This is a genomic window from Pseudomonas caricapapayae (assembly GCF_001400735.1).
Taxonomy (GTDB): domain Bacteria; phylum Pseudomonadota; class Gammaproteobacteria; order Pseudomonadales; family Pseudomonadaceae; genus Aquipseudomonas; species Aquipseudomonas caricapapayae.
This window is the reverse complement of the sequence record NZ_LJPW01000125.1, coordinates 39,068-62,863: the sequence shown is the minus strand read 5'-3', so window position 1 is coordinate 62,863 and position 23,796 is coordinate 39,068. Positions and strand designations below refer to the sequence as shown.

The window sequence follows — 23,796 nt, the reverse complement described above, 5'->3', positions numbered from 1 at the left end:
GTAAGCGTACTAGTGCTGACTGACGAGGCTGAAAGTAAGTTCAGTTCGGCTTAGGGGGCCGGGTTGGGTTGCGCGGTGTGGATGGCCTCGATGCCGGTAATGACCTCATCGGACAGCGTGACGTCGATGCTCTCCAGATTGATCTTCAGTTGATCGAGTTTCGTCGCACCGATGATGTTGCTGGTCACGAACGGACGGCTGGTCACGTAGGCCAGCGCCATCTGCGAAGGGTCCAGGCCGTGTTCGCGGGCCAATGCGACGTACTTGGCAGTAGCACTGACGGCCTGCGGATTGTTGTAGCGCTGGAAACGTTCGAACAGGGTCAGGCGGCCATCGGCCGGACGTGCGCCGTCCAGATACTTGCCGGCCAGTACACCGAACGCCAGTGGCGAATAGGCCAGCAGGCCGATCTGTTCGCGAATAGCAATTTCCGCCAGACCGACTTCAAACGTACGGTTAAGCAGGTTGTAGGGGTTCTGGATCGAGACAGCACGCGGCAGTTCAAGGGTTTCGGCCAGGTGCAGAAAACGCTGGGTGCCCCATGGAGTCTCGTTGGACAGGCCGAAGTGGCGAATTTTGCCGTCCTTGACCAGATCAGCCAGTACCGACAGGGTCTCCTGGATCTCTACCGCCTGGTCATCCGGGTCATGGGTATAGCCCAGCACGCCGAAGAAGTTGGTCTTGCGATCCGGCCAGTGCAACTGGTACAGGTCCAGATAATCGGTGTTCAGGCGCTTGAGGCTGGCGTCCAGCGCAGCGGTGATGTTCTTGCGGTCCAGGCGCGGGTTGCCATCGCGAATGTGCTCCATGCGCCCCGGGCCTGCAACCTTGCTGGCCAGCACCCAGTCACTGCGGTCGCCGTACTTCTTGAAGTATTCGCCAATGATGCTTTCAGTCTTGGTGTAGGTCTCGCCACGCGGCGGCACCGGGTACATTTCTGCGGTGTCGAGAAAGTTGACCTTGGCATCCTTGGCCATACGAATCTGTTCGAATGCTTCATCCTGGGTGTTCTGCTCGCCCCAGGTCATGGTGCCCAGACAGATCGCGCTGACCGACAGGTCGGTTTTGCCCAATTTACGAAATTGCATCGATGTCTCCGTTTGATTCAAAAAAATAACGGCGTGAAAAACAGGGCTCCCATAAAACGCCGACTGGGCACTCACTGCAACACTTTTTATCTAGCGATAACCTTGCGCCTGCAGATCGAACAGCGTGGCGTAGCGCCCTGCGGCAGCGATCAGGTTGTCATGGTCACCGCGTTCAAGTACCCGCCCATGCTCCAGCACGACAATATGCTCGGCATTGCGTACGCTGGAAAAACGGTGAGAAATCAGCAGTGTCATACGCCCCTTGGCGTACTCGCGAAAATGCTCGAACACGGCAGCTTCCGCCCCGGCATCCAGCGCGGCGGTCGGTTCGTCGAGGATCAGAATATCGGCGTCGCGGCGCATATAGGCACGTGACAGCGCGATTTTCTGCCACTGGCCGCCAGACAACTCCTGACCACCCGCGAACCAGCGACCCAATTGTGTGGCATAGCCTTTGTCGAGCTGTTCGATGAACTGCGCCGCCATGCCTTGCGCAGCAGCTTCGCGCCAGCGGGTTTCGTCGTGGAAGGCGTGTGTATCGCCCACCCCGAGGTTTTCACCGACCAGAAACTGATAGCGAATGAAGTCCTGAAAAATCACGCCGATGCGTGAGCGCAAGGCGTCTTCGTCCCATTCCTGCAGATCGCTGCCATCCAACAGAATACGACCTTGATCAGGCTGATAAAGGCGCGTCAGCAACTTGATCAGAGTGGTCTTCCCCGAGCCGTTCTCGCCCACCAGCGCCACGCTGCGGCCCGGTGCCAGATGCAGATCGATGTTTTCCAGTGCCGGGTGGCTGGTGCCCGGATAAGTGAAGCTCACGTTCTCGACACGCAGACCATCGCCGGGCAGCGTGCCCTGAGTCAGACTGCCGGCAGACGGTGCGACTGGCTGGCCCAGGTAAATGTACAGATCGGCTAGGTACAGCCCGTCTTCATACAAACCACTGATTGCACTGAGGCTGCTGCTGACCGCAGCCTGCCCCTGCTTGAAAAGCACCAGGTACATGGTCATCTGTCCCAGGGTGATCCGCCCGTGCACTGCGTCCACCACCACCCAGGCGTACGCCAGATAAAACGCAGCCGTGCCCAGCAGCCCCAACAAAAAACCCCATCCGTCACGGCGCACCGTCAAACGACGGTCCTCGGCGTACAGACGCTCGAAGGTTTCGCGGTAACGCTGAAGCAGCAGAGGTGCGAAGCCGAACAGCTTGACCTCCTTGATATAGCCCTCGTGGGAAAGCAGCGTTTCGATGTAGTTCTGTCGACGGGTTTCCGGGGCACGCCGGGTAAAAAGGCGGAATGCGTCGCCGGAAAAGTGCGCTTCCGCAAAGAACACCGGCAGCGCACCCAACACCAGAATCAACAACGCCCAGGGCGAGAAATGCACCAGCAACACCGCGAAACTGATCAGCGAAATCAGGTTTTGCAACAGCCCCAGTGATTTGGTCACCAGGGCCAACGGCCGCGTCGAGGCCTCACGCCGGACCCGTACCAGCTTGTCGTAAAACTCCGAGTCCTCGAACTGCGACAGTGACAAGGTCTGGGCCTTCTCCAGAATCAGCGTATTGACCTTTTGCCCCAGCAGTACCCGCAGCAGCGCCTGCTGCACCGACAGCCCGCGTTGCGCCCCCGCCAGCAGCGCCAGTACGCCTGCCTCCAGCAGCACATAGCGCAACACTGGCCAAAGCGGAGCTTCGCCTGCGCTGGCATGCAATTGCATGGCGCTGACCACGGCATCGACAATCCGCTGCCCCAGCCAGGCCGCCAGCGCGGGCAGCAAGCCTGCGACCAGTGTGGCAATGATCAAACCGACGGAAAGCGCTCGGGAAGTGGTCCAGACCAGGTGCATGGCCCGCAAGGCCTGTTGCATGAACGACGTGAAACGTTTGAAAACCGGCATACGCTAAAAACTCTTGAGACAGGTCGAACCCCCTTGTCGGACGGCCATCATACGACCACAGGTTCGTTAAAAAACAGGACGCTGATCATGAACGATGCTTACAACCTGCAACGCTTTGTCGATGCCCAGCAGCCGGTTTACCCGCAGGTGCTGATGGAACTTGAAGCCGGGCAAAAACGCAGCCACTGGATGTGGTTTGTGTTCCCGCAGGTCCGGGGATTGGGGCGCAGCGACATGGCACGGCACTACGCAATCACTGATCTCGACGAAGCTCGGGCTTACCCGCAACACCCCGTGCTGGGCCCGCGTATGGAGCGTTGTGCCAGCATCATCGCGACTCACACAGAACGCTCGGCGAGACAGATATTCGACTCGCCGGATGACATGAAACTGCATTCGAGTATGACCCTGTTTGCCATCGCCGCACCTGAACGGCAGGTGTTTCAAAAGGTGCTGGATACGTTTTTCGGGGGCGAGCGGGACGCAATGACGGTGAATTTCCTGTCACGATGATTCAACTTCACTTGGGCGCACGCTGCACGCAACGCTCGCGCCGGTCGTCTACGCGTTCGGCGAACCAGGCAGTCGTGAGGTTACGGGTGATTTTCGGGCTTTTCAGCGTGATGCCGGGCAGGATCGCTCTTGGCAGAGGCTTTCCCGCCGCCTTGTCCGCCAATGCGAACACCTTGCTGTACAGATCGGTTTCTTCGAACTCCAGGGTATCGCCCTGCTTGAGCTGGTTCCATATCTGCGACTTGTTCATGCCCAATCGATCACCCAGCGTGCGCACGGCCAGCTCGGTGGAGCCTGGCGAAGTGGAGTCAAAGCGGATCAGATCGCCGTCAAGCGCCAGCTCGATGCCGTTAGCACGACTCACTGCGTTCTGAAAGGCTGCATTTCGGCTCGCGTACCAGCCGGCATTGAAGTCGGCAAAGCGGTACAGCGACTCGGTGTAGTGCACCGGATAACCCAGCAGATGAGCAATACCGAAATACATACCGCCACGGCGGGTAAAGACTTCGCGTCTGATCGAGCCATCGACCGTGTAGGGATAATCCTCGGCGTGCTTCTCGGCAAAGGCGATGCTGACCTGCATAGGCCCGCCGGTCTTGACCGGGTTGAAGTTGCCGAACAGTGTCTGACCCAACGGCACCATGCCGATGAAATCATCGAAGATCGCGCTCAGGTCTTTCTCGGTGCGAGCCGCATCCAGCCGCTTGCCATAGGTTTTGCCGTCCGGTGAGCGCACGCGCAAGGCGGTGGCTATCAGCGCGCCGGGGATATGCAGGCGCGCAGCACGGCGATTGATTTCGGCGCGGGCAATCCGGCCCATGTCCGGCACCGCAGGGTCCACCTGAAAGGTAGACTCCTGTTCGGTCACGGCCAATACCGAGCACAGGTTTTCGGTGGTCATGGGGATTTTCTGCGCGGCAAAGGCGGCATGTATATCCGTTGCCCAGGCCTGCCGATCCGAGACAGCGGCAGGCATCAGCCGCACGATCTGCGCGCGCGCCTGTTCCGGGCTCAGTTCGGGTTCCTGGACACTCTGGCTGCCACAGCCTGCCAGCACCAACAGCCCGATGCTCAGGACGAGCAATTTGCCTAGCCTTCGATTCAATCCATGACTCCTGCCGGATTCGCACTTCAAAGCGCCGTTAAAGCACCGTTCATTTCCAAAAGGCTTTAAAAAACCGACCAGTCGATCCTTGCGCTGAGTTTTTCCAGCGCAGCCATACCGACAAGGGAATTGCCTGCTGCGTTCAACTCCGGGGACCACACACAGACCGAAGCGCGCTCCGGCACAATCGCAACGATACCACCGCCTACGCCGCTCTTGCCCGGCAGGCCGACGCGATAGGCAAAGTTACCGGCCTCGTCGTAAAGACCGCTGGTGGCCATGATCGAGTTGACCTGAGTCGCCTGGCGTGCGGTAAGTACCTGCTCGCCACTGTGAGTACAGACCCCCTGATTGGCCAGAAAACCGAACGCTTTCGCCAGATCAATGCAGTTCATGCTCAGCGCACAGTGGTGGAAATAGCTGCGCAGCACGTCTTCTACATCGCCATGGAAGTTATCGAAGGATTTCATCAGATAGGCTGCCGCGGCATTGCGCGAACGGTGCTGGTATTCGGATTCGGCGACTTTGGAATCGGAGGTGATCGCCCGGTTGCCGCACAAGCGCCGGACGAAGTCACGCATGGACAGCGACGGAGCTGCAAAGCGTGCCTGATTGATGTCACAGATCACCAGCGCGCCGGCGTTGATGAACGGATTACGCGGTCTGCCCCGTTCGAACTCCAGCTGCACCAGCGAGTTGAACGGCTGCCCGGAGGGCTCATGCCCCAGACGCTGCCAGATATCTTCGCCGGAGTGGCCGATAGCCTGCACCAGGCTGAACACCTTGGAAATACTCTGTATCGAAAACAGTGTTTCGGCATCGCCGGCGCTGAATACCTGGCCATCGTTGCCATACACTGCAATGCCCAGTTGATCAGGCCGGACCCCGCCCAGCGCGGGAATGTAGTCGGCCACTTTGCCCTGACCAAGCAAGGGTCTTACTTCATCGAGGATTTCGTTCAGCAGGTCTTGCATAGGTGCGCCCCTTGTTTTGGCTGCGCACACTACACCAACCCCAAGCGCCTCGCATCACTGTGTTGCAGACTCAGGTCCTGTAGTCGGTGCCGCTGCGCTCCAGCTCGCGGATCAGCGCATTCCAGTGCCGTGCGACGCCCGGACCATGGCCATCCTTGATGGCCTTGGCCTGCTCCTCCACTTTGGCAATGACCTCCTGTGGCGGAAACACCAGCTCGGCGTTGCCGGCAGACTGCGCCGCAATCTGAATATTGCAGGCGTACTCAAGGGCATGCAGTTGCTGGAACGCATGCTCTACACTCACCCCGCCGGTCAATAGTCCATGGTTGCGCAGGATCATCACGCTCTTGTCGCCCAGATCGGCGACCAGCCGTTCACGCTCACTGAGGTCCAGCGCAATGCCTTCGTAACCGTGATAGGCCACACGCCCGGAGAAGGCAATGGAGTGCTGGGAAATCGGTAACAGCCCGTCTTTTTGCGCTGACACGGCGATGCCGTCACGCGTGTGGGTATGCAACACCGCCTGCAGGTCGTGGCGCGCAGCATGAATGGCACTGTGAATCACGTACCCGGCGTAGTTGATACCCAGCCCGGTCGGGTCATCGACAATCGTGCCGTCAATGTCGACCTTGACCAGGTTGGACGCGGTGATTTCATCGAACAGCAGACCGAACGCGTTGATCAGAAAGTGCTCGTCCGGCCCCGGCACTCGCGCCGAGAAGTGCGTATAGATGTGGTCGGTCCAGCGCTTGAGCGCGGCCAGACGGTAGGCGGCCGCCAGTTTGACCCGGACCTCCCATTCCTCCGGCGAAACCCTGTCGCGCACACTGCCGGTACTCGACGGCGTCGTACCTGACTGGAGTGGCAAAGTGCTGACGTTGCTCATGGTATTGCTCCTGAATGACTGCGAACTGATCAGTAAGACTAGGCGCATAACAATTCAATTAAAAATCACATTTACTTATAAGCTAATTATAAAAATAAGGAATATTAGGAGCAGTCAGCGTGCTCGCCTCGCAGGGCAACAGGCAATCTATCCATATTCATTAAGGTTATTTAAATAAATTTTTATATAGCGATATGCTCCAGCGCATCTCAAATGTCTTGTTGGAGCACTGCATGTCCGGATCCACAACCGTTCTGCGCCGTATCAGCCGTCTGACCGCGGCCCTAGGACTTGGCGCTGCGCTGTTGAGCGCCAGCCTGGTCACACCGGCCACCGCGCAGGCTGAAGGTGAAATTCGCATCGCCGAGCAGTTCGGCATTGTCTACCTACTGCTCAATGTGGTCCGCGATCAACAACTGATCGAGAAACACGGCAGGCAAGACGGTGTGGAGATCAAGGTGGACTGGACGCAGTTATCCGGTGGCTCGGCGGTCAACGATGCGCTGCTGTCAGGCTCCATCGATATCGCCGGTGCCGGAGTTGGCCCGTTGCTGACTATCTGGGACCGTACCAAGGGCAGGCAGAACGTCAAGGCGGTCGCATCGCTGGGTAACTTCCCGTATTACCTGGTGAGCAATAATCCCGACGTCAAAACCATCGCCGACTTTACCGAAAAGGATCGCATCGCGGTGCCAGCAGTCAGTGTTTCGGTGCAGTCACGCTACCTGCAGTTCGCCGCCGCCAGACTCTGGGGCGACAAGGAATATGCCCGGCTGGACAAATACACCCTGAGCCTGCCACATCCAGACGCTGCAGCCAGTCTGATCGCTGGCGGAACCGAGTTGACCGGGCATTTTTCCAACCCGCCCTATCAGGATCAGGAACTGAAAAACCCCAACGTGCATGTGGTGCTCAATACCTATGATCTGCTCGGGCCTAACTCGCCTACCGTGCTGTTTGCCACCGAGAAATTCCGCGAGGAAAACCCGAAAACCTACAAAGCGTTCATCGAAGCGCTGGCCGAGGCAGAAGCGTTCGTCAGCAAAGACATCGGTGCCGCAGCGGATACCTACCTGCGCGTCACAAAGGCGAAGATCGACCGTGCCGAACTGCTGAAGATCATTGATCAGCCAGAGTTCCAGTTCACCATTACCCCGAAAAACACCTACCCGCTGGCCGAGTTCCTGTATCGCGTCGGCGCGATCAAGAACAAGCCAGCGTCGTGGAAGGATTACTTCTTTCAGGATGCCACCCCGTTGCAGGGCAGTTGAGTTCTCGCACTGATCCTTATACGCAACAGTCGCTCACACGCTTTGTGCTCAGCGTTATACACAAGTCCGCTCTTGATTCTGGCCGAAGGCCGTGGGAGCGAACCGGGCGACGCTTCGCTTGTTCGCGAAAGGGCCGGTATAGTTGCCGAAAATGCATCGTCTAAAACACCGTCTTCGCGAACAAGTTCGCTCCCACGCCCCCGGGCAGAAGCCCGTCATTCAGACTTGTGTATCACGCGAAGCATTGGGACAACAATCAGCAACAAATCAAATTACCAGTTGTATGTCACCTTGCCGTAGTAAAACGCCCCGCTATACCCGTAAGGCGAAAACGTGCTGTAGGCCAGGTTGCCGCCGCTGGACGAAAAGTCGTTGAGCTTCTCGGGGTACTTGTCGGTGACGTTGTCGCCGCCCAGGGTAAAGACCCAGCTCTTGAGTTTATAGTCCACCGCCAGGTCCAGCAGCCAGGCTGCGCTGAAGGTCTGGTCGTTGACCTTGTCGGCCTGATAGCTGGTGAACTCGCCGTAGCGAACCAGATTGGAATGCAGCGCCCAGTTACCAAACGTCAGATCATTGCCCAGCGTCAGTTTGTGCTGAGGTGTCGTGTCACCCAGCAATCCGATGCGTTCCCTGCGGTCTACCCGAACCAGGTTCACGCCCAACTGATCGAGAATTGCCGGGTTGGCTTTCACGTCGGTGACTTTGGTGTGGTTGTAGTTGTAACCCAGCGTGCTGTTCCAGCGCACCCCGTTATCGAACTGGTAGCGATAATTGGCCACCAGGTCGACGCCGTCGGTGCTGGTGTCGGTAGCGTTGGTGAAGTAACGCGCGCTGGTGTAATTGATGTCACCCACACCATTGCTGCGCAGATAGTTGATGGCCGTGTTGTTGAGCACCAGGTTGGAAGACAGCGAGATACGGTCCTGAATGTCGATATGGTAAACGTCGGCAGTTACGGTCAGGCTGTCCAGCGGCTGGAGCACCAGGCCCAGGCTGTAGTTGCGGGACTTCTCCGGCTTCAGATCTTCAGCCCCCAACAGTTGTGCAACGTTACTGCCGGCCGGGAACGTGCCCTCCTCCTGGATCGTATTGCCAATCAGCTGCGACGACGTAGACGTAAAGTTCTGCTGGGCCAGTGAAGGTGCGCGGAAGCCCGTCGACACGCTGCCTCGCAAAGCGACCTGAGGAGTGAAGTCGTAACGCGCCGAAAACGAACCACTGACATTGGAGCCGAAATCACTGTAGTCCTCGTGCCGAACGGCCGCCGATACACCGAGTTTCTCGGTCAGATTGGTCTCCACATCCAGATACTGGGCAACGTTGTGTCGCGAGTAGCTGCCAGCATCGGCGGCGCGGAAGCCGCCGAGTCCGGAACTGCCGGTCTGGAAATACGACTCCGCCTGCCCTGCTTCGATCTGATAGCCCTGACGCAGGTATTCGGCCCCAAACGCGACCGACACTGGATAAGGCAGCCACGCTGCGCTGAATTCCCGCGACAGGTCGAGGCTCAGTTGCTTCTGGTCGTTGGTCAGCGTGCCGTTATAGAACGAACGCGGTGTGTTCAGGCCCAGTGACGTATTGATGGTCCTGGTGCGCAGTTCATAGGTATTTTTCCCGTAGTTGGCGGACAGGTCGTAGTGCCAGTCATCCGCGAGCTCGCCGCGCAGTCCGGCAACCAGCGAAGTGTCTTCAAGCGTGCCATTGATCAGCGGCAGATAGCCGTTGGGATAAATCGCAGCGATGTTGTTGGACGCGTTGCTCGGTCGATAGAACGCAGCGGTTTCGCCACGACGTTTACTGTAACCACCGAAGCTGTAGAACTCCGCCGCATCATTGAAGCTGTATTCGGCGTTGTACTGCAGCTTGCCCTCATGAGTTTGCGGCTCGCCCTGGCGGAATACCTGCTGACCATAAGTAGTGGAGCCCACACTGGAGGCGCGAAGGTCATCGCCGGCGCGGTTGGTGTAGTCGTTGTCGGCACCTTCACCCGAGAGGTTGAAAGTACCGTTGTCGCCTAGCGCAAAACCGGTATTGCCGGATACCTGACGCTGAATCCCGTCGCCTTTCTTGTACTGGCCGTATTGGCTGGAAATCGAGCCGCCATGGTCGGCGCTCTTGAGGATGATGTTGATCACCCCGGCAATCGCATCGGAGCCGTAACGCGCCGACGCACCGTCGCGCAGCACTTCAATATGGTCGATGGCCGACAGCGGGATGGCGTTCAGGTCGGCAGGTGCCGAGCCACGGCCTACCGCTCCACCCAGGTTGACGAAGGCTGACGTGTGGCGGCGTTTGCCGTTCACCAGCACCAGCACCTGATCCGGCGACAGGCCGCGCAGTTGCGCCGGACGCGTCAGCTCTGCACCGTCCACCAGGCTGGGCCGTGGAAAATTGATCGACGGGATCAAGCGCGCCAGCACCGTGCCCAACTCGCTGGAGCCGGAACTGCGCAGGCTGTCACCGGAAATCACATCAATCGGCGAGAGCGAGGCGCTGGCGGTGCGCTCTTGTGCCCGGGTGCCGGTAACGATCACCGTACCCAGGGTGGATGCGCCCTGATTGTTTTGTTCATCCGTGACTTCTGCAGCATAAGCGCTTGCACTGATCCCGGCGACGCTCAGCAAATTGGCTGAAAAAACCGCCGTGGCCACTACACTTCGTTTGAAATTCCCCATACCACTACCCCTTGAAAATCCTTGATCCAGAAACTGTGTTCTGGTTACAACGAGCGATCCGTGCGGTGGACGGTGGCGATCATTACGGTGTCTGATTGGTATTCCGGTAGCCCGATGCGTTATAGCTTAATGACATTGATATAAATATTTAAATACCAATAAAGAATAAGCATCTGCATTTGTGTCACGCCTGAAAAAGACCTGAAACGCGGACAAAAAAAGGCCGCACCTGCCTGAGGATGCGGCCCAAAACTGATGAAACCTTGGGAGACAAACCCACTACCTGGCGGTGATCACCGACAGTTTGGTAATCCCGGCACGCTCGATGGAGGCCATTGCTCGTGCCACTTCGCCATAGTTCACGCCATTATCCGCCTGCAACTGCACACGCACGTCCGGTGATTTGTCTTTGGCAGCCTTGAGGTTGGTTTCCAACAGGTCAGGCTGAATTTCATCCTTGTTGATGAACAACTTGCCCTGCCCGTCGATACTTACCACCAATGGGTCTTTCTGCTCCACTGGCGCAACCGATTCGGTCTTGGGCAGGTTGATCGGGATCGAGTTGGTCAACAGCGGCGCGGTGACGATGAACACCACCAGCAGTACCAGCATCACGTCCACCAGCGGCGTGACGTTGATCTCGCTCAGCACTTCATCGGTGTCTTGTGTGGAAAAAGCCATTTCAGGATGCCTCCTTCACTTTCTGCCCGGCTTGCCCTGCGTTAGCGCCAGACTTGAGGACCGGGTGCAGCAGTACGCGGAACGCACTCTTCTGCGCCAGGCTGTAGAAATCGTGGGCAAAATCGTCCAGATCGGCGGCGGTCAACTTCAGACGTCGCAGGAAGTAGTTGTAGACCAGCACCGCAGGCACTGCGACGGCGATGCCGACACCGGTTGCCACCAGCGCGGCACCGATCGGACCGGCCACGGTTTCCAGGCTTGCCGAACCGGCTGCGCTGATGCCCTTGAGCGCGGACATGATGCCCCAGACCGTACCGAACAGGCCGATGAAAGGCGACGTGCTGCCAATGCTGGCGAGAATCGCCAGACCGGTCTCCAGCGAGCGACGCTCTCGAACGATCTGCTGACGCAAGGCACGCTCAAGGCGGTCCTGATGGTTGATGGACTGACTGAGGTCGTTGGCCTGCGCGCCGTCCGGCACCTGAATGGCGGCATACCCGGCCAGAGCAACGCGCGCCGCAGCGCCCGGTTGTTCCTGGGCCAGTTGTGCAGCGGAATCCAGGCTCGATGCCGCCCAGAACTGCTTGTGGAACTTGCGATCCTGGGACTTCAGGCGCGAAAACTGCACGCCCTTGAGCAGAGCAAGGCCCCAGGTGGCAACGGAAAAGATAACCAGCAGCCAGATGACCGCGTGTTCGATGGATTCAAAAGGCGAAGCAATCAGGTTCATGGCGCAGCTCTCTGTGAACAAAGTCGGAACAAGGCATAGGGTGTGTCGCGATGCGCCTTTGGTTCAGGTAGCTCGCCAGGTCAATCGAATTTCGGGTTATGGGTCTTGAAACCTCATTTGATCTTGAAATCAATGGGCACGCTGACCCAGCCGTCCTGGGCGACATCCCCCTGCTTGGCGGGGACAAAACTCCAGCGTTTAACAGCGGCCAGTGCAGCGTCATCCAGTTGGTCCCGGCCACTGCTCTTCTGTATCTGTATCTCGCCAGGCTTGCCGCTGGCCAATACATGGACGCGCAACAGCACAGTCCCTTCCCAGCCGCGACGCATGGCCAGCGACGGGTATTCCGGGGCCGGGTTGCGCAGGTAGCCAGCGCTCGCAGAAGCCGGAGTTACCGGTTTGGGCGCTGGCGGCGCGGGAGCAGCAGGCGCAGCGACAGGTGGCGCAGGCACGGGCGGCGCTGGTTGCTCGATCGGTTTTGCCACTGGTTTGACCACAGGCTTGGGTGGCTGCGGCTTGGGTTTCGGAATCGGTTTGGGCGGTGGCGGCTTGACAGCCAGTTCATCCTCGACCGGAGGTGGCGGCTCGACCACCGGCTGCACGACAGGCTCAGGCGGTGGCGGTGGCGTCTCGACAACCGGCGGTGCAGGCTGGGAAAATTCGATGGTCATCGGCGGAATTTCCGGCGGCACCACCGGCAGCACTGGCGTCGGGTTCTGGCTCAACCAGTAGATGACCGTGCCGTGCAGCACCAGCGCCAGCGCACTCAGCAGGATGGCTTCGCGCCGTTTAAGGATGGGCTTGGGGATACTTTGCAACCGCGATAACGCCAGGGGCGCACGGAAAGGACGCCCCAGATCGACCAGGTCGCCGCTTGGCGTCTGGCGCCAAGGCACATCATGTGCACTGGCTGCGGTCTGGACATTGCCCATTGATACACTCCTGCATTTTCATGATAAAAATCCAGGTTCTGTTGGTATCAGTCACCTTTCCAAAGTTGATATGGCAAGGCAATCATCGCTGAAAGAGGCTTGTTCCTGAAAAGAATATTTGGTTCGCTGCTTAGATCCTAAAAGCATATAAAGATCTGGTTTATTGCTCCCTGGACTGGCGCGGAATGCGGCATGGCCTGGATGTCCCTGACGTGACCATGCTCCGAGCCCGATTCTGCAGGCTCAATGGCCGCTGTGATCTCCATGCCCGCTGTGGTCATCTTCGGTGAGTGACCTGGCTACCGCCGTGACCTGAACGGACTCCTTCCCGCCTGTGGCGTTTTCCACGGTCAGGGTCAGGGGAACCTGATCACCCTCTTTGACCTGCGCTGCAAGGCCCATGAACATCACGTGATAACCGTTGGAATCGAACACCACCGGTTTGCCTGCCGGCAGGTCGACCGACTCCACGCGCTGCATGCTCATCACATCGCCTTTCATGCTCATCTGATGGATCTGCACGGTCTTGGCCACAGGCGAGGCGACGTCGACCAGCTTACCGTCAACGGTCGAGGTAATGCGCATGAACGCGCCAGTGGCAGGCTGGCCTGGCACGGTGGCACGGACCCAGGCATCATCGACACGCGTTTCGGCAAGGGCCTGAGCGCTCAGGCCCAACAGCGAAAGGGTCAGCAACAGCGGCTTTACCGCATTACGAATCAGAACGGTCATCAGCATACTTCCATCAAAGTGAGCAGATCTTCAGTGCATTGTTGGGCGGATAGCCTGTGCGACAACCCCAGGCGCAATACGCCTCGAGTGTCGTAGACGTAACTGGTGGCGGTGTGCGAGATTGTGTAGGTATCCCCCAGCGGGACCTTTTCAAAGAATACGCCGAACTCCCTGGCCGTTGCGGCCGTTTCTTCAAGGGTGCCGGACAGCGCGACAAAGGTTGGATCAAAAGCCTTTACATAAGCGTCGATCACCTCGGGCGTATCACGCTCCGGGTCCAGGGTAATGAACACCACCTGGAGTGTCTTGCCCTCCTCACCCATCAGTTTTCTGATCTGTGCAGCCCGCGCCAGGGCCGTAGGGCAGATGGCAGGGCATTGAGTAAAGCCAAAGAAAATCATCGGCATCAAGCCGCGAAAGCTGGACAAGGTCTTGACGTTGCCTTGCGAGTCCTTGAGCCGGAAGTTACGGCCGACAATCTCGTTGCTCATGTCCTTGCCATGCTTGAACGGCAACGCATTGGAATTGCCGCAGCCAGCCAGCAGGCCCAGGCTCAGCAACGAGAGGCCAGCGACCACCTCGCGGCGGGTCAGATGTTGCGTCATGTCTTGCGTCCCCTGGAGGATAAGGCGCGTGAGTTCAGACAAATTCAAAGGCGGCGAATTTACCACTCAAGGGCAGTCGGGAATACCGCCAATCCTGTATCAAACCATGAGCAGGCGCGCAAACGCCGCCCTCATGGGCCGCAATAGGCCATGCGACAAAACCGCACAGCCTGCGGAGCTACATTGAACCCCTCTCCCCTGTCGCTCATGCCCCCGATTTAAATGCAATCAATGCATTTAAAACTAAAATATAATTTATTAATTTCATAATTAGCATATAGCCAAAAGGCCTTTCACAGCCTTGTTTCATAACCTTATATTCGCCAGCAGACCGACCCTTGCCGTGTGGAGGTGCCCAGGACTTTTTCAGCACTACCAAGGATCGCTCTGTTATGACCCCACCCGTCCACACTCCTCGCCGTTGCCTGCGCAACCCGTTGATCAAGAGTATCGCGTTCGTCGGCATGGGCCTCATGAACCCGGCCCATGCCGCCGACGAAGCGACCGACGATGAGGCTCGCCTGGAAAAAGTCACGGTGATATCCACCGGGGTTCGCGGTACCCAGCGCACCGTCACCGACAGCCCGGCCCCGGTTGATATCGTGACCAGCGATCAGTTACTGAAAACCGGTCGCGCCGACCTGACCGAGGCCATCGCCAAACTGTTGCCGTCTTTCAACTATGGCACCAATGTGGCGGGCTATAACTCGACCATCCGCCCCCTGTCCAACCGCAGCCTGGCACCGGCCTACACGCTGGTGCTGGTCAATGGCAAACGCCGCCATAACAGCGCCCTGCCCGCCAATGGTTCAACCGACAGCAGCGGCGCGAACTCGGTGGACATCGACATGATCCCGATCAGCGCGGTTGAGCGCATCGAGGTGCTCAAGGACAGCGCCGCCGCACAATATGGCTCGGACGCGATCGCAGGGGTAATCAACGTGATTCTGAAGGACAGCGCCGAGGGCGGCCATCTGGGCGTGACCTACGGCAAGCTGTACAGCGGCGAAGGCGAAGTTACCAAGTTCGAAGGTGACACCGGCTTCGAACTGGGTGACGGCGGTTTTCTGCACCTTTCGGCCGACGCCCGCAAACGTGGCGATGCCAGCTGGAACGAGAAAGCCAGCAACACTGCTTATTTCCCCGGCGACCCTCGTGAGGCGAGCTGGGATCGGGTCGGCGTCAAGAACGGTGACCCGCAGATCAAAGCGTTCAACCTGGCGTACAACGCCGAACTGCCTCTGAATGATCAAACCGCGCTGTATTCCTACGGCACCTACGGACAACGCGAGGCTGTCATCAACAACTACTTCCGCTACCCCAACAGCAACGCCAATATTCCCGAACTGTTTGCCGATGGCTATTACCCGCTGAACAATCTGGACGACACCGACTATCAGTACCTGATTGGCGGCAAGGGCGAGTCTCTGGGCTGGAACTGGGACCTGAGCACCACGTACGGGCGTAACAACAACCATCAGTACAGCGATCTGACCCTCAACCCGTCGCTGGGACCGACGTCCCCGACTTCGTTCGATGATCTGGCGACCTACCGATTCGAACAATGGGTCAACAATGTCGACGTCACCCGCGCGTTTGACGGACTGTTTGGCGTGCCGCTGCAAGTGTCTGCAGGGCTTGAGCATCGCTGGGAACGTTTCCGGACCTTTTCAGGAGATGCGCAGGCCTATCAGGTCGGCGGCTATCGCTTTCCGGCAACCCTGCCCAATGGCCAGGCCAACCCGCTGGCCGGGCAACTGGCGTCGATAGCCGCGCAGGCCGCAGCGGTCATCTCGCCGCAGGACGCCACCAGCCTGCAACGTAACAATTATGCAGCTTACGTCGATTTTGGCATCACTCCGATAGAACCCCTGTTCGTCGATCTGGCGTTGCGCGCCGAGCACTTCGACGATGACTCAGGCAACACGCTCAGCGCCAAGCTCAACTCGCGTTACGAATTCACTGACACCTTCGCTGTACGCGGCACCGTGGGCACGGGCTTTCGCGCGCCCTCGCTGACCCAGATCGGCTACAGCATCTCGGACAACCGGGTCGGCGCCGCGCCGGACGGCACAATCGTGCCCGCCGTGACGCGCATCGCGCCGGTCAACTCGGCGCTGGCCCAGGCGCTTGGCGCGACCACGCTGGACCCGGAGAAATCACGTAATCTGGGCGTTGGCGTGACCTGGCAACCGGCACCGCGCACCAGCCTGACAGCCGACGCCTACTGGATCGAGATCGCCGATCGCATCGCTCGCACCGAAAGCCTGTACGGCCCCGCCCTGGCACCTGTTCTCACCGCACAAGGTGTGGACACCAGCACCTGGACTTCGTATTACGCCAACGCCTTCGACACACGGACGCGCGGTCTGGATATCGTCCTCGATCACTCCAGCCAGTATGGGTCATGGGGCGATGTGCGCTGGAGCGCCGGGTTCAATTACAACAAGACTGTCATCACTGACGTCAAGGATGCACCCGCGGCTCTGCAAGGCCTGGGCAGCAACCCCGGCGGCAGCCTGACCTGGGTAGGCCGCGCCCGCGAAGGCGATCTGACCGACGCGCAACCGAAGACCAAGTGGGTGCTGGGTGGCAAATGGACGCTGGGCGATCTGGGCGTAAACCTGCAGACCACTCGTTACGGCAAGGTCAAGACCCTCCAGCAACTGGAAAGCGGTGATCGCAGCTTCGGAGCGAAGTGGATCACCGACCTGGATGTGTCCTACACCCTTTACGACAACATCACCCTCAGCCTTGGCGGCACCAACATCTTCGATGTGCGTCCGGACAAGCACGCAATCCCTTCACCCGTCGGACTCAACCTGTATGGCAACTCACCGTTCTATCCAGGCGGAGGGTTCTGGTACAGCAAAATTGCCTATGATTTCTGACGCGTCGGTGTAGCCACCGCGAGGTCGTGAGTATTCTCCACGGCCATCGCGCTGAAATGCAGCGGGTTTACGCCGTAATAGCGCCGAAACACCTTGGCAAAGTGGCTGGCGCTGGAGTAACCCACCGCCGCCGCCACTTCACTGACCGCTCCCTGTCGCCGCAACAGTTGTGCCGCCCGCTCGATGCGGACTTTCTGCAGATAGCTGTAGACGCCACTGTCGTAGCTCTGACGAAACCCCTGTTTGAGCTTTTTGGTGTTGAGCTCCACCGACTGGGCCAGCGATTCGATGGTCCAGTCCTGCTCCGGGTGTGTTTCCAGCAGTTTGCGCGCCCGCTCGACGCGCATCAGGTCACGGCCTCCCGCGTTAAGCCCGGTGAAATGCGCCAGGTCCTGGATATGAGCAGTCAATTGACCAAGCATTTCGTAGGCCTTGCCACGCAGCAGCAGGTCCCTGGCGACACCCTCAAGTTTGCAACCCAGCATCTCCTGGCCGATCCGCCTTACCACCTGCGGCGCCGGAAACTGTACGAGCCGTGCCGTGCGGTCCCTGGAGCGGGTGTTTTCCCAAGGTCCCTGATAATCGAACAGTTGCCCGGCCAGATCGAGCATGCCCAGCCGGTGCGCGGCAAAGCTGATATTCACACCGCGCCAGCAGGTACCACCGGGCACGAAACCCTCGCCCCTGACAGGTACCGTCGAATGGAACAGGCAGCAGTGATCTTCACGCCAGCTCAGCGGCGAGGTATCGGCGAAATAGCGCCAGCCGGAGCAGTTGGCGTGGTACGACACTGTCAGTGACGCCTCACAGAAGGCGTCCAGATGCCGGTCTTCGTCGACCTGCCAGTCAATGAGTCGGATATCGAGCTCGTCCCCCACATCATCCGTCAGGACCTTGGGCAGCTCATAGTCAGCGCAATAATGATTGAGGCTCATCGGGATGCACTCGTTTGGGAATCAGACTCAAATGATAACACTTATCAACTAAAGTACCGATTGCGCGCATTTCGACCCTGATCGCACGCGCAATGAAACGGTTAAGTCCAGAGAATGCGCTCATTCCCTCTCACCCGAGTCTATTCATGCAACGTTCTCTACTCAGCCTGGCAGTCATGCTTGCAGTTTCCCATCAGGCGCTGGCCGACGACGTCATGACCTTGCCGGAAATGCAGGTTACCGCTGGCAAGCGCGTGCAATCCCAGGACCAGACCGACCTGGCGCTTTCGGTGGCAGAGCAGGCGGATCTGGAGCGTGCCAATGTCTACAACAGCGGCGACCTCGAGAGAGTATTTCCGGAACTGTTGATTCGCAACACGGGTGCCGGTGTATTTCCCAGCCTGAGTCTGCGCGGCGTGTCCTCATCGGACCCCTACAACGCGCCCGTAGGCATTTATGTGGACGGAGTGCCGCAATACCTGGGCACCTTCAATCAGCAATTGCTCAACATTGAACACATCGAGCTGTTGAAAGGCCCGCAAGGCACGCTCTACGGCCGTAATGCCCATGCAGGGGCACTCAATATCCTCACCCGTCAACCGGACAACACGCCGACCGCGACGCTGCAAAGCCGCTTCAGCAATCTGCACCAACAAGTGTCGGCGACGGGTTCGACGCCGCTGGTGGACGACACGTTATTCATTCAAGGCACCGTGTATCACGACGACACCGACGGCGAGCTGACCCGCAGCGAGCATCATGGTGACAGCGACAACGGCGGCGGCAATGTCGGGCTGACCTTCAAACCTAATGAAGACTTCAGCCTCAAGCTGGCTTATGCCCGGGATCGCCTGACCTCCTACAACGAGCAATACCTGGCAGACGCCACGTATGAAAAACGCCGGGCGAGCGTACCGTTGATGGAGTCGGTCTACGTGCGGCGCGTTGAAACCAGCAGTGCAACCCTGGACTGGAACCTCAGCGACGCACTGAAACTGACCTCTATCACCTCTCTACAGAACTATCGCCATGAGCGGGTGTACGGCGATCTGGGTTTTCAGTGGCCCGAAAGCCAGCGCACCGTCAGCCAGGAACTGCGTCTTTCCACCCAGGGCGACGACCGTGCCTGGGATGCGGTGGGTGGTTTGTACTGGCAGAAAAGCCGCAGTCACTCAGAGCGTGAACCGGACCGCAGCGCCCCGCTGTTCGGGGTTTATGGCGTGGCCGACAGCCGCATCGAAAGCACCGAGAAAGCCGTGTTCGGCGAGTTTACCTGGCACCTGGCCCCGCGCTGGGACCTGACGCTGGGCGCGCGCCACAGCGTGGAGAAAGCCGAAACCGACTACACCCAGATCGACGCAGCCTTTACGCCAGGCTTTGTCTACAGTGGCAACGACACGTTTACCAGCACCACTCCCAAGATTGCCCTGGGCTTCCAGGCAACCCCGGACACGCGCTTGTACGCATCGGTCAGCAAGGGCTACAAGGCGGGCGGTTACAACCGCATCGGTGCCATCACACCTGATGCCGTGGCGTATTCGCCGGAGAAGTCGTTGAACACCGAAATAGGCGTCAAATCCAGCCTTCTGGACAAGCACCTGTGGCTCAACGCCGCGCTGTATCGCATCGATATCGACGATGTACAGCAATTCATCGGCGCAGCGGGCACCGGCACCCAGTCGCTGAGCAACATCGGCAAGGCCCGCAGTGAAGGCGCCGAGCTGTCCATGGACTGGCACGCGGATGAAGCGACCCTGATTCGGCTGGCGGGTACCGTCAACCGCAACCGTATGCTCGATTCCGACCGTCAGGGCAACAGGCTGACGTACACGCCGGGACGGACCTTGCGCGCATCGGCCGAACGCAGCTTCTACTTTGACGGGCTGCTGGGCGAAGTGCGGCCCAGTGTCGGGATCAGTTACACCGGCAAACACTATTTCGACGTCGACAACGAGGTATCGCAGGGCGGCTACAGCCTGGTGGATGCTCGACTGGCGTGGCTGCCCAAGCCCGATCTGGAGCTTGCGCTGTATGGCAACAACCTCGGCGACAAGGACTACCGCACCTACTCCTACCTGTCCGGCGGCGCACAGTTCAGCCAGCCAGGGCAAGGCCGGGAACTGGGCTTGAGTACCAAAATCACCTTTTGACCCGAACATCCCTGGCCTGGCTCGCGCGCGATTGCACATGAGCCGGGCTCGAGAACCACCGGCTCCATTCATCGGCAACAACGCCGGTCGCCCACCGGGCGTCCGTCAGCCGCTGCATGGCGATATGACAGGTACGGACACCCAAGGAGTGCCGAATGACCCGCGATCATGATGCTGTCGACCCGAGCACAACCCGGCCACTCAGCCACACCGGACTGCTAAAGCTGGCTCCGGGGATGTTTGCCCTGGCAATCAGTTGTGCTGTGGTTTCCACGCTGCTGAGCCTTGTGCCGCTGTGGTGCGTCTACAAGATCGCGCAGGTTTTGCTGAGCCCCGTGCCTGATGCACATGCCGCGTTGGTCTGGGGCCTTTGGGCATTGGCGGCGGTGCTGCTGCGCTGGCTGCTTATGACCTTCAGTCATGTTACCGCGCACCTGGCAGCGTTCGCACTGCTGCGTCGGCTGCGCAGCCGGATTGCCCGGCATTTAGGTGAGGTGCCGCTGAGTTTTTTCAGCCAGCACAGCAGCACCGACCTGCGCCGCACATTGAATGACGATGTCGCTTCGCTTGAAGGGTTCTTTGCGCACTCGCTGCCTGATTCGATCTCAGCCGCAGTCATGCCGCCACTGACACTGCTTGTCCTGTTCATCGTTGACTGGCGGCTGGCACTCGCCTGTGTCGCCCCGCTGCCGCTGGCGTTTCTTGCGCAGATGCTGATGGTGAAAGGCTCGGCTGCGCGCATGGCGCAATGGCAAAGTCTGCAACAACGTATTTCACAAAGTTTCAGCGAGTACCTGCAAGGCATTCAGGTGGTCAAAAGCTTCGGCCTGACCAGCCTGCGCTTTGGCTCTCTGAGCAGCGATATACGTGGCGCAGCAGAGTGGGTAGCCGGCTTTGCCCGCAAGAGTTCACTGTTCTGGGTGGTGTTCTCGGGGCTGCTGAGCGCGAGCCTGATGGTTGTAGCTCCGCTGGGGGCGTGGTTGCTGCTGGATGGCGACATCACGCTGGACACTCTGCTGCTGTTCCTGTTGCTTGCACCCGCGGCCCTTTTGCCCCTGCTGCGCCTGACCTACATGCTCGGCGATCAGGTGCAGCGCAACGCGGCGCTGGCCAGGATCAACAGTGTGCTGCTCACCTCGCCACTGAGCGACAACGCCGGGCTGCAGATTCCCGACACACCGCTGGACCTGCGGCTGGAAAACGTCTGCCACGCCTACGGCGAAAGGCAGGCTCTGGATCAGGTCAGTTTCAGCGCTCAGGCGGGCCAGTTGACCGCGCTGGTCGGCCCCAGCGGTTCCGGTAAAAGCACCGTGGCGCAATTGGTCAGTCGCTTGTTCGACGCCGACAGCGGCAGCATTACGCTGGGCGGCACCGAGCTGCGCGACTGGCCATTGCAGGCGCTGCTCGATCGGGTCGCGACGGTGTTCCAGCGCGTTCATCTGTTTGACGGGTCCGTGCTCGACAATCTGCGTCTGGCAAACCCCGACGCCGATCTGGCAAGTGTCGAGGCCGCAGCACGTGCGGCGTGCGCCCATGACTTTATCGAGCGCCTGCCGCAGGGCTACCACACGCCCATTGGCGAAGGCGGCGCGCAGTTGTCAGGGGGTGAACGTCAGCGCCTGTCGATTGCCAGAGCCCTGCTGAAGAACGCACCGGTGCTGATTCTCGATGAAGCCACGGCCTACGCAGACAGCGAAAACGAGGTGCTGATCCAGCAGGCACTGGCCAATCTGTGCCGTGGCCGAACCGTCCTGATGATTGCCCATCGCCTGCACACCGTCATCACCGCACACCGCATCGTCGTCCTCGATCAGGGGCAGGTACTCGGCACCGGTCGCCATGAGCAATTGCTCGAAAGCTGCGAGTTGTATCAGCAACTCTGGAAGGACCACACCCGCATCCGCCAATGGCAACTGAGCAGTGGAGAACCCGCATGATTTACAGTCTGATGCGTGCGGGCGAACGCCTGGCAGGGCAACGCGATCCACGCCTGAATCAAGGGCTGCGCCTGGCGGTCGTTGAGGGCCTGTTGAGCGCCGCTCCTTATCTGCTGTTGTACTGGCTGCTGGCAAGCCTGTTCGAGGGTAGGCTTCAGGGTTGGGACGTGGTCTGGCTGACACTGGGCATGCTTGCCTGTCTGGCGGCACGAATCGCAGTGGGAGCCCTCGGCACACCGCTGATATTTACCGGTGCCTACGCGATGATGGCCAATGCCCGTCTGCGTCTGGTCGACCATTTGCAGAAACTGCCGCTCGGCTGGTTCGCGACGGCCAACAGCGGCGAAATCAGCGCGCAGGTCACCAGTGATCTGGCCATGGTCGAGCACCTGTGGTCGCACTTCCTCGGGGTGTTCGCCCTGTCGCTGGCCGAACTGACGTTTATTCTGATTCTGCTGTTCTGGCTGGAACCCCTCCTTGCCTGCGCGGTGCTGGCCATGTTGCCGCTGGCCGCGCTGACGATCTATGTGGCGATACGTAAAACGCTGCTCCACGCCGACCAACTGCTGGCCACCAGCAACCGCACTCAGTCAGCGCTGCTGGAATACATCCAGGGCATTGCGGTGATTCGTAGCTTCGGCCGTTTCGGCAGCGCTTTGCAGCGTCTGAATACAGTCCTGGACGAGCAACACCAGGCCATGGTCAGCATCGAACTGAAACCGGCTGTGTGGGTCGGCCTGTTCGGCCTGGTCATCGAAGCCGGTTTCATCCTCATGGTATTGCTGGGATGCAACCTGCTGCTCGACAGTCAGATGAGCATCCAGCACCTGATTATCTTCACCGTGCTGGCCTGGCCGCTGTATCGCAAGAGCATCGACCTGGGGTTCTCCGTTCTGCTGCTGCGCTTTGGCCATCGTGCGCTGATGCGCACCGAGCGATTGCTGGATCTGAAACCGATGCCAGAACCCATTCAGCCGCGCAAGCCCGCGCACTTCGATATCGAACTCAGAGAAGTGAATTTCAGCTACGCCGAAGAGCAGGCGCCGGTTATCGATGGCCTTTCGTGCCGCCTTGCCGCCGGGACCCTGACCGCGCTGGTCGGCCCCAGCGGCGCGGGAAAAAGTACCCTGGCGCATCTGGTCGCCCGCCTTTGGGACATCGACAGCGGTGAGTTACGCATTGGCGGCATCGAGGCACGGGACATCGGCAGCGATTACCTGCAAAAGCAGATATCGATGGTCTTTCAGGACGTCACGCTGTTCTCCGGCACGGTGCTCGACAACCTGCTGGTCGGCAGACCCGACGCAACCGAGCAAGAGGTCATCCACGCTGCCCGCCAGGCCCACGCCCACACATTCATCGAGGCGCTTCCCGAGGGCTATGCCACGCGCATTGGCGAGGGCGGCGGCTGGCTATCGGGCGGTGAACGGCAACGCCTTTCAATCGCTCGGGCGCTGCTCAAGAACAGCCCGATCCTGCTGCTCGACGAAGCCACCTCAAGCGTCGATCCGTCTTCGGAAGCCGCTATTCAACGGGGCCTGGACGCGCTGGTACGCGATCGTACAGTGCTGGTCATCGCCCATCGTCTGCACAACATCCAGCACGCCGACCAGATTCTGGTCATGGATCGCGGACGCATTGTGGAACAGGGCCGCCACGATGAGCTATTGGCGCGGCAAGGGCTCTACGCCCGCCTGTGGAACCGCCAGAGCCAGGCAAGGAACTGGCACTTGCACACCTGAAACCCCTGCGCCGCGCCACCTTGAGCGCGGCACGAGTACTTGTCTGG

18 protein-coding genes are annotated in these 23,796 nt (G+C 59.4%); 6 read left to right on the top strand and 12 right to left on the bottom strand.

Annotated elements, in window-relative coordinates:
• Nucleotides 1-50 precede the first annotated feature (50 nt).
• Nucleotides 51-1,088: an NADP(H)-dependent aldo-keto reductase gene (locus ALO80_RS17305; protein WP_055009881.1), complete on the bottom strand. Its 1,038-nt coding sequence runs from the start codon at nucleotides 1,086-1,088 to the stop codon at nucleotides 51-53.
• A gap of 90 nt (nucleotides 1,089-1,178) precedes the next feature.
• Nucleotides 1,179-2,990: an ABC transporter ATP-binding protein gene (locus ALO80_RS17300; protein WP_055009880.1), complete on the bottom strand. Its 1,812-nt coding sequence runs from the start codon at nucleotides 2,988-2,990 to the stop codon at nucleotides 1,179-1,181.
• 87 nt (nucleotides 2,991-3,077) lie between these two features.
• On the opposite strand from ALO80_RS17300, the gene ALO80_RS17295 reads away from it, so the two are divergent.
• Nucleotides 3,078-3,503 carry a DUF1810 domain-containing protein gene (locus ALO80_RS17295; RefSeq protein ID WP_055009879.1) on the top strand — a complete coding sequence of 142 codons (426 nt, stop codon included), beginning with the start codon at nucleotides 3,078-3,080 and terminating at the stop codon, nucleotides 3,501-3,503.
• Nucleotides 3,504-3,510: 7 nt separating this feature from the next.
• On the opposite strand, the gene ALO80_RS17290 is transcribed toward ALO80_RS17295, so the two are convergent.
• From ALO80_RS17290 to ALO80_RS17280, 3 genes are all read right to left on the bottom strand, one after another.
• Nucleotides 3,511-4,608, bottom strand: coding sequence for a DUF1615 domain-containing protein (locus ALO80_RS17290; RefSeq protein ID WP_055009878.1), 1,098 nt, complete (start codon nucleotides 4,606-4,608; stop codon nucleotides 3,511-3,513).
• A gap of 65 nt (nucleotides 4,609-4,673) precedes the next feature.
• On the bottom strand, nucleotides 4,674-5,582 hold the full coding sequence (gene glsB / locus ALO80_RS17285) for a glutaminase B (RefSeq protein WP_055005549.1): 909 nt from the start codon (nucleotides 5,580-5,582) through the stop codon (nucleotides 4,674-4,676).
• A gap of 70 nt (nucleotides 5,583-5,652) precedes the next feature.
• Nucleotides 5,653-6,468, bottom strand: coding sequence for a class II aldolase/adducin family protein (locus ALO80_RS17280; protein ID WP_054985050.1), 816 nt, complete (start codon nucleotides 6,466-6,468; stop codon nucleotides 5,653-5,655).
• Between the two features lie 233 nt (nucleotides 6,469-6,701).
• Between ALO80_RS17280 and ALO80_RS17275 the strand changes: the two genes are divergently transcribed.
• Nucleotides 6,702-7,739 carry an ABC transporter substrate-binding protein gene (locus ALO80_RS17275; protein WP_055009877.1) on the top strand — a complete coding sequence of 346 codons (1,038 nt, stop codon included), beginning with the start codon at nucleotides 6,702-6,704 and terminating at the stop codon, nucleotides 7,737-7,739.
• A 272-nt stretch (nucleotides 7,740-8,011) separates the two neighbouring features.
• Here ALO80_RS17275 and ALO80_RS17270 read toward each other — a convergent pair whose 3' ends face one another.
• The 6 genes from ALO80_RS17270 to ALO80_RS17245 all read right to left on the bottom strand — a co-directional run bounded on the left by ALO80_RS17270 (nucleotide 8,012) and on the right by ALO80_RS17245 (nucleotide 14,094).
• Nucleotides 8,012-10,414 carry a TonB-dependent receptor plug domain-containing protein gene (locus tag ALO80_RS17270; protein ID WP_055009876.1) on the bottom strand — a complete coding sequence of 801 codons (2,403 nt, stop codon included), beginning with the start codon at nucleotides 10,412-10,414 and terminating at the stop codon, nucleotides 8,012-8,014.
• A gap of 279 nt (nucleotides 10,415-10,693) precedes the next feature.
• The gene (locus ALO80_RS17265) at nucleotides 10,694-11,095 is read right to left on the bottom strand and encodes an ExbD/TolR family protein (RefSeq protein ID WP_055009875.1); all 402 of its coding nucleotides are present in this window, start codon (nucleotides 11,093-11,095) and stop codon (nucleotides 10,694-10,696) included.
• Between the two features lies 1 nt (nucleotide 11,096).
• Complete coding sequence (locus ALO80_RS17260) at nucleotides 11,097-11,825, bottom strand: MotA/TolQ/ExbB proton channel family protein (protein WP_054985046.1); 729 nt, start codon at nucleotides 11,823-11,825, stop codon at nucleotides 11,097-11,099.
• A 113-nt stretch (nucleotides 11,826-11,938) separates the two neighbouring features.
• A complete protein-coding gene (locus ALO80_RS17255) occupies nucleotides 11,939-12,757 on the bottom strand; it encodes an energy transducer TonB (protein ID WP_055009874.1) in 819 nt (272 codons plus the stop codon).
• A gap of 243 nt (nucleotides 12,758-13,000) precedes the next feature.
• Nucleotides 13,001-13,495, bottom strand: a complete 495-nt coding sequence (locus tag ALO80_RS17250; protein ID WP_082441020.1) for a copper chaperone PCu(A)C — start codon at nucleotides 13,493-13,495, stop codon at nucleotides 13,001-13,003.
• Nucleotides 13,489-14,094 carry an SCO family protein gene (locus tag ALO80_RS17245; protein WP_054985043.1) on the bottom strand — a complete coding sequence of 202 codons (606 nt, stop codon included), beginning with the start codon at nucleotides 14,092-14,094 and terminating at the stop codon, nucleotides 13,489-13,491. Before ALO80_RS17245 ends, ALO80_RS17250 begins: the two co-directional genes overlap by 7 nt.
• Before the next feature lie 392 nt (nucleotides 14,095-14,486).
• Between ALO80_RS17245 and ALO80_RS17240 the strand changes: the two genes are divergently transcribed.
• A complete protein-coding gene (locus ALO80_RS17240) occupies nucleotides 14,487-16,985 on the top strand; it encodes a TonB-dependent receptor plug domain-containing protein (protein WP_055009873.1) in 2,499 nt (832 codons plus the stop codon).
• On the opposite strand, the gene ALO80_RS17235 is transcribed toward ALO80_RS17240, so the two are convergent.
• Nucleotides 16,973-17,920 carry a helix-turn-helix transcriptional regulator gene (locus ALO80_RS17235; RefSeq protein ID WP_055009872.1) on the bottom strand — a complete coding sequence of 316 codons (948 nt, stop codon included), beginning with the start codon at nucleotides 17,918-17,920 and terminating at the stop codon, nucleotides 16,973-16,975. The two genes, ALO80_RS17240 and ALO80_RS17235, sit on opposite strands and share 13 nt — an antisense overlap.
• Nucleotides 17,921-18,066: 146 nt before the next feature.
• Here ALO80_RS17235 and ALO80_RS17230 point away from each other — a divergent pair, with 146 nt between their 5' ends.
• The 3 genes from ALO80_RS17230 (at nucleotide 18,067) to ALO80_RS17220 (ending at nucleotide 23,749) form a co-directional block, all read left to right on the top strand.
• Entirely contained in the window at nucleotides 18,067-20,070 is a 2,004-nt protein-coding gene (locus tag ALO80_RS17230; RefSeq protein WP_055009871.1) for a TonB-dependent receptor, read from the top strand.
• Nucleotides 20,071-20,225: 155 nt separating this feature from the next.
• On the top strand, nucleotides 20,226-22,007 hold the full coding sequence (locus ALO80_RS17225) for an ABC transporter ATP-binding protein (protein WP_055009870.1): 1,782 nt from the start codon (nucleotides 20,226-20,228) through the stop codon (nucleotides 22,005-22,007).
• Nucleotides 22,004-23,749, top strand: a complete 1,746-nt coding sequence (locus ALO80_RS17220; protein WP_055009869.1) for an ABC transporter ATP-binding protein — start codon at nucleotides 22,004-22,006, stop codon at nucleotides 23,747-23,749. The genes ALO80_RS17225 and ALO80_RS17220 overlap by 4 nt, the downstream gene beginning before the upstream one ends.
• The last annotated feature ends 47 nt before the right edge of the window (nucleotides 23,750-23,796 follow it).